Source organism: Spirillospora sp. NPDC049652, assembly GCF_040675125.1.
GTDB lineage: Bacteria > Actinomycetota > Actinomycetes > Streptosporangiales > Streptosporangiaceae > Spirillospora.
The window spans coordinates 1-4650 of the sequence record NZ_JBFAOF010000577.1 but is presented as its reverse complement, the minus strand read 5'-3'; the positions used below and the strand labels follow the sequence as shown (position 1 = coordinate 4650).

The window sequence follows — 4650 nt, the reverse complement described above, 5'->3', positions numbered from 1 at the left end:
AGCCGATGAAGCAGACGCAGGCCGACACCGTCCGCCGCGCGCCGAGCAGGCCCGCTGCGCGCCGCTCCCGCACGTCCTGCCGCTGCTGGCCGAGCTGGGCGAGCGGTTCCCGTACCTGGTGGTGACGGTGGACCGGCGCGGCGGGAAGATCACCTGTGTGCGGCCCGACTCCGCGCCGGACGCCGCGTCGGACGCGCCCCCGCAGGTCATCGACGTGCCCGGCGACGAGGAGTACCCCATCCACAAGCCCAAGGGCGGGGACTGGAACCAGTCCCGCTACCAGCGGGCCGCCGAGGAGGCGTGGAAGGCCAACGCGCGCAAGGTCGGCCGCCAGGTCGCGGCCTCGGCCCGGCGCTGCGGGGCCGAGCTGGTGATCCTCGCCGGGGACCCGCACGCCCGGTCGGCGGTCATGGAGGAGCTGGGCGAGAACCTGCTCCCGCACACCGTCGAGACCGACCGCGGCCCGGACGGGCCCGCCATGGCGGACGAGGTCGAGCGGATCCTGGAGCTGAAGCGCGCCGAACGGATCATGCGGGTGGCCGAGCGCTTCGAACGGGAGCTGGCGGCCGGCCGCCGCGCCGTGACCGGCCTGCCCGGGACCGCCGAGGCGGCGTTCGGCGGACGCGTCGAGTCGCTGCTGCTGGACGAGGACCCCACCGCGCCGACCCGGCTGTGGGTCGGGCCGCGTCCGCACGAGATCGCGGCGTCCCCCGACCGGCTCCGCGAACTCGGTGTGGAGGAGCCGACCGAGGAGCGCGCCGACGCGGCGCTCATCCGGGCGGTGGCCGCGACCGACGGGGACCTGACGATCCTGCCGGCCGTGACCCCGCAGGCGGAGCTGGGAGTCGGGGCCGTCCTGCGGTACTGACGGAGCCGTCGAACGCCTTCTGACCAGGGAGAACGCGAGAGGGGCCGGTGTCGCCACCGGCCCCTCTCGTTGCTGTGGAGCTATGGGGATTCGAACCCCAGACCTCCTCCATGCCATGGAGGCGCGCTACCAACTGCGCCATAGCCCCTCGTCAGGCCCGCGTTCGGAGTGTCTCCGTGCCGACCCGCAGGGAAAAGCTTAATGCATGCCGGGAGCGCTTCGGACATCCCGAATCCCGGTTCGGGGCGCCTGTGCGGGCCGGCGACCGGGCGCCGGACGGTTCCGGGTCAACGCCAGCCGAGGCGCTCGGGGACCTCGTCGGGGGCGTAGCCCTCCTGGCGGCGCTCGCCGATCCACACCATGCCGTCGGCCTCAGCGACCGCCCCGACACTGTGCTCCAGGGGCATGCGCGGCTGCGTGGCGAGCCGCACCTCCATGTCGGCCGGGTACCGGCGCAGCGCGTCGATCAGGTCGGCGACGGTGACCTCGCGCCGCGCTCCCCTGCGGTGTCGTCCCATGGTCGTCAAGGAAACCATCACCGCTGGGGTGTTATCGCCAGTTTCGGCGCACAGTGTCCGTTTTGAAACTGATCAGGAAGGCGGGCCGAGAAGGAGGGCCGGGAGAACGAGAAGAGGGCGGTGAGCCTCGGCTCACCGCCCTCTTGTCTGTGGAGCTATGGGGATTCGAACCCCAGACCTCCTCCATGCCATGGAGGCGCGCTACCAACTGCGCCATAGCCCCTCGCGACTGCGATGGACTGTCATCCCCGCAGCGCTCCGCCAGCATATAGGACCGGCGGCGTTCAGACGAATCGAATACGGCCCCGGCGACCGGCCCGGCCGCCGTCCGCGCTCGTCACAGCGGGCGCGGTCGCGCGGACGGGCACGGGCATGCACGGGGATGCGCGGGCGTCAGACGCGGTCGTCGCCGATGACGGGCTCCGGGAGGGTGCCCGCGTTGTGCTCGGCCAGCCGCCAGCCGCCGTCGCGCATCTCGGTGAGCACCGACCAGCAGCAGTTGGACAGGCCGCCGAGCCGGTCCCAGCTGTCCTCGGGGAGGCCGAGCATGTGCGCGATGCCGAGCCGCAGCGCCGCGCCGTGCGAGGCGACGACCAGCACGTCCTCGGGGCCGAGGGAGGCGGCGTGCCGCTCCAGGGCCATGCCGACGCGCTTGGCGACCTGCGGGCTGGTCTCGCCGCCCGGCGGTTCCCAGCGCAGGCGCTCCCGCGGGTACCGCTCGCGGATCTCGCGGTCGTTGAGGCCCTCCCACTCGCCGCCGTCGCGCTCGATCAGCTCGGGGTCGAGCCCGACCTGGAGGCCGGTCAGGTCGGCGAGGCTCTGCGCGGTGTCACGCGCGCGCACGAGGGGGGACGACACGATCGCGGTGGGCTTGAGCGCGCCGAGCAGCCGGGCCGCCCGCCGCGCCTGGGCCACGCCCGTCTCGTCCAGGGGGATGTCGGTCTTGCCCTGGAAGCGGCGCTCCACGTTCCAGGTGGTCTGACCGTGCCGCCACAGGAGCAGGCGGCGGCTTCCGGGCTCGCGCGGAGCCCCGGAAGCGCCGTCCGCCGCGCGGGAGGCGTCACTCACCGGTGACCGCCGACCGGCCGCGCTGCGCCATGTGCGCGTTGACGTCCTCGGGGAGCTCGATGGTCGGGCAGTCCTTCCACAGCCGCTCGAGGGCGTAGAAGACGCGCTCCTCCTCGTGCTGGACGTGCACGATCACGTCGACGTAGTCGAGCAGGACCCAGCGGCCCTCGCGCTCGCCCTCGCGGCGGACGGGCTTGGCGTCCGCCTCCTCGCGCAGGCGCTTCTCCACCTCGTCCACGATCGAGCGGACCTGCCGGTCGTTGGCGGCGGAGCAGAGCACGAACGCGTCGGTGATGACGAGCTGCTCGCTCACGTCGTAGGCGATAATTTCGTCGGCCAGCTTGTCGCCCGCCGCCTCGGCGGCGAGCCGGACCAGCTTGGCGGCCCTGTCGGATGCGGTCACGGTGCGCTCGTGATCCTCCCTGTGGGGGTGGTTTCCGGCCACAGCCTCTCATGGCGGCGGGCCGGCTCCCCCGGCGTCGGTCGTATGCCGCCGGCGGGCCGGGACGGCCGCGGCGGTCTGTCGCCTTCCAGGGTATGGGGCGGCCGCCACCGCTTTTCCGGCCGCGTCCGCCGCGGGGCTGGGGGCAGGGGTCGGGAGCGGCGCGGGGTCAGTGGTGGTAGAGGTCGCGCTTGTTGATGTACTGGACGATGCCGTCCGGGACGAGGTACCAGATCGGCTCGCCCGCGTGGACGCGGTCGCGGCACTCGGTGGAGGAGATCGCCAGCGCCGGGACCTCCATCAGGCTGACCCGGCCGTCGGGCAGGCCCGGGTCGGTGAGCCGGTGCCCCGGCCGGGTGACGCCGACGAAGTGGGCCAGCTCGAACAGCTCCTCGGTGTCGTGCCAGTCGAGCATCTTGGCCAGCGCGTCGGCGCCGGTGATGAAGAAGAACTCGTTGTCGTGGCCGTGCACGGCGTGCATGTCGCGGAGCGTGTCCACCGTGTAGGTGGGGCCGGACCGGTCGATGTCGATGCGGCTGACCGAGAACCGGGGGTTGGACGCGGTGGCGATCACGGCCATCAGGTAGCGGTCCTCGGCCGGGGTGATCCGCTGCTCGGGCTTGTGCGAGGAGATGCCGGTGGGCACGAAGATCACTTCGTCCAGCGCGAAGAAGTGCGCCACCTCGCTCGCGGCCACCAGGTGGCCGTGGTGGATCGGGTCGAACGTGCCGCCCATGATCCCCAAACGCCGCTTTTGCGTCATGCCGACGAGAATAGCCAGCGGCGGAGAGCGCCGCAGCGCCGGGTCGCCGGCCGTCCCGGCGGGCGGGCTAGCCGAGGCCGGGGAGGGGCGGGGCGCCGTCCGTCCACTCGACGACCCGGACGGCCTTTCCCACCTCGACGCGCGGGACGTCCCCGGCGGGCAGCACGGCGACGTCCGCGTGCAGCCCGAGGTCGGCGCGCAGCAGCCGGACGAGTTCGGCGGACGGGCCGTCGCCCTCCCCGCCGGCGGAGACGGCCTCGCACGCGACGACCAGGCGGACGGCCGCCTCGACGCGGCGGTCCACGACGATCTGGTAGTGCGGGCCCACCAGGCCGGAGCCGAGCAGGACCCGCTCGATCTCGCTCGGGTACACGTTCACGCCCCGGACGACGAGCATGTCGTCGGCGCGGCCCATGACCTTGCTCATGCGGACGAGCGTCCGGCCGCAGCCGCAGGCGCCGCGCGCGAGGGAGGCGACGTCCCCGGTCCGGTACCGCACGAGCGGCAGCGCCTGCTTGGTCGGGGTGGTGAAGACCAGCTCGCCGGGCGTGCCGTCCGGGACGGGCCCGCCGGTCGCGGGATCGACGGCCTCGACGATGAAGTGGTCCTCGTTGACGTGCAGGCCGTCCTGCTCCAGGCACTCGGTCGCGACGCCGGGGCCGATGATCTCCGAGAGGCCGTAGATGTCGAGCGCCTTCAGCGGCAGGACGGCCTGGATCGCGGCACGCAGCTCCTCCGACCAGGGCTCGGCGCCGAAGACCCCCGCCTTGAGGGACGACACGTCCGCGCCGGCCTCGGCGGCCGCCTCCCCGAGCCGCAGCGCGTACGCGGGGGTGCAGGTCAGGACGTCCGGGCGCAGGTCGGCGATCATCCGGACCTGGCGTTCGGTCATGCCGCCCGACATCGGGACGACGGTCGCGCCGAGCCTCACCGCGCCCTGGTGGACGCCCATGCCGCCGGTGAACAGGCCGTACCCGTAGGCGTTGTGGAC

At 73.4% G+C, this 4650-nt stretch carries 6 protein-coding genes and 2 tRNA genes; 1 reads left to right on the top strand and 7 read right to left on the bottom strand.

Translation table 11 applies throughout. From position 1 onward, the window contains the following. The coding region (locus tag AB0J52_RS28210; protein WP_500185449.1) for a baeRF2 domain-containing protein at window positions 1-868 on the top strand (868 nt) is incomplete at its 5' end. A gap of 75 nt (window positions 869-943) precedes the next feature. Here AB0J52_RS28210 and AB0J52_RS28205 read toward each other — a convergent pair. From AB0J52_RS28205 to AB0J52_RS28175, 7 genes are all read right to left on the bottom strand, one after another. Next, a tRNA-Ala gene (locus AB0J52_RS28205) sits at window positions 944-1016 on the bottom strand. Between the two features lie 139 nt (window positions 1017-1155). Then, a complete protein-coding gene (locus AB0J52_RS28200; protein WP_500185447.1) occupies window positions 1156-1386 on the bottom strand; it encodes a hypothetical protein in 231 nt (76 codons plus the stop codon). A 150-nt stretch (window positions 1387-1536) separates the two neighbouring features. Beyond that, window positions 1537-1609: transfer RNA gene (locus tag AB0J52_RS28195), tRNA-Ala, on the bottom strand. 170 nt (window positions 1610-1779) lie between these two features. Continuing rightward, window positions 1780-2454, bottom strand: a complete 675-nt coding sequence (locus tag AB0J52_RS28190) for a histidine phosphatase family protein (RefSeq protein ID WP_500185445.1) — start codon at window positions 2452-2454, stop codon at window positions 1780-1782. Further along, window positions 2447-2857 carry a ribosome silencing factor gene (gene rsfS / locus AB0J52_RS28185; protein ID WP_500185444.1) on the bottom strand — a complete coding sequence of 137 codons (411 nt, stop codon included), beginning with the start codon at window positions 2855-2857 and terminating at the stop codon, window positions 2447-2449. The genes AB0J52_RS28190 and rsfS overlap by 8 nt, the downstream gene beginning before the upstream one ends. 208 nt (window positions 2858-3065) lie before the next feature. Further along, window positions 3066-3659, bottom strand: coding sequence for a nicotinate-nucleotide adenylyltransferase (nadD, locus tag AB0J52_RS28180; protein WP_500185442.1), 594 nt, complete (start codon window positions 3657-3659; stop codon window positions 3066-3068). 67 nt (window positions 3660-3726) lie between these two features. Continuing rightward, a partial coding sequence (locus AB0J52_RS28175) for a phenylacetate--CoA ligase family protein (protein ID WP_500185441.1) occupies window positions 3727-4650 on the bottom strand: 924 nt, incomplete at its 5' end.

Coding starts and splice junctions, on each gene's coding strand:
- AB0J52_RS28200 (WP_500185447.1), bottom strand. CDS start 1,386: ATGGGACGACACCGCAGGGGAGCGCGGCGCGAGGTCACCGTCGCCGAC.
- nadD (WP_500185442.1), bottom strand. CDS start 3,659: ATGACGCAAAAGCGGCGTTTGGGGATCATGGGCGGCACGTTCGACCCG.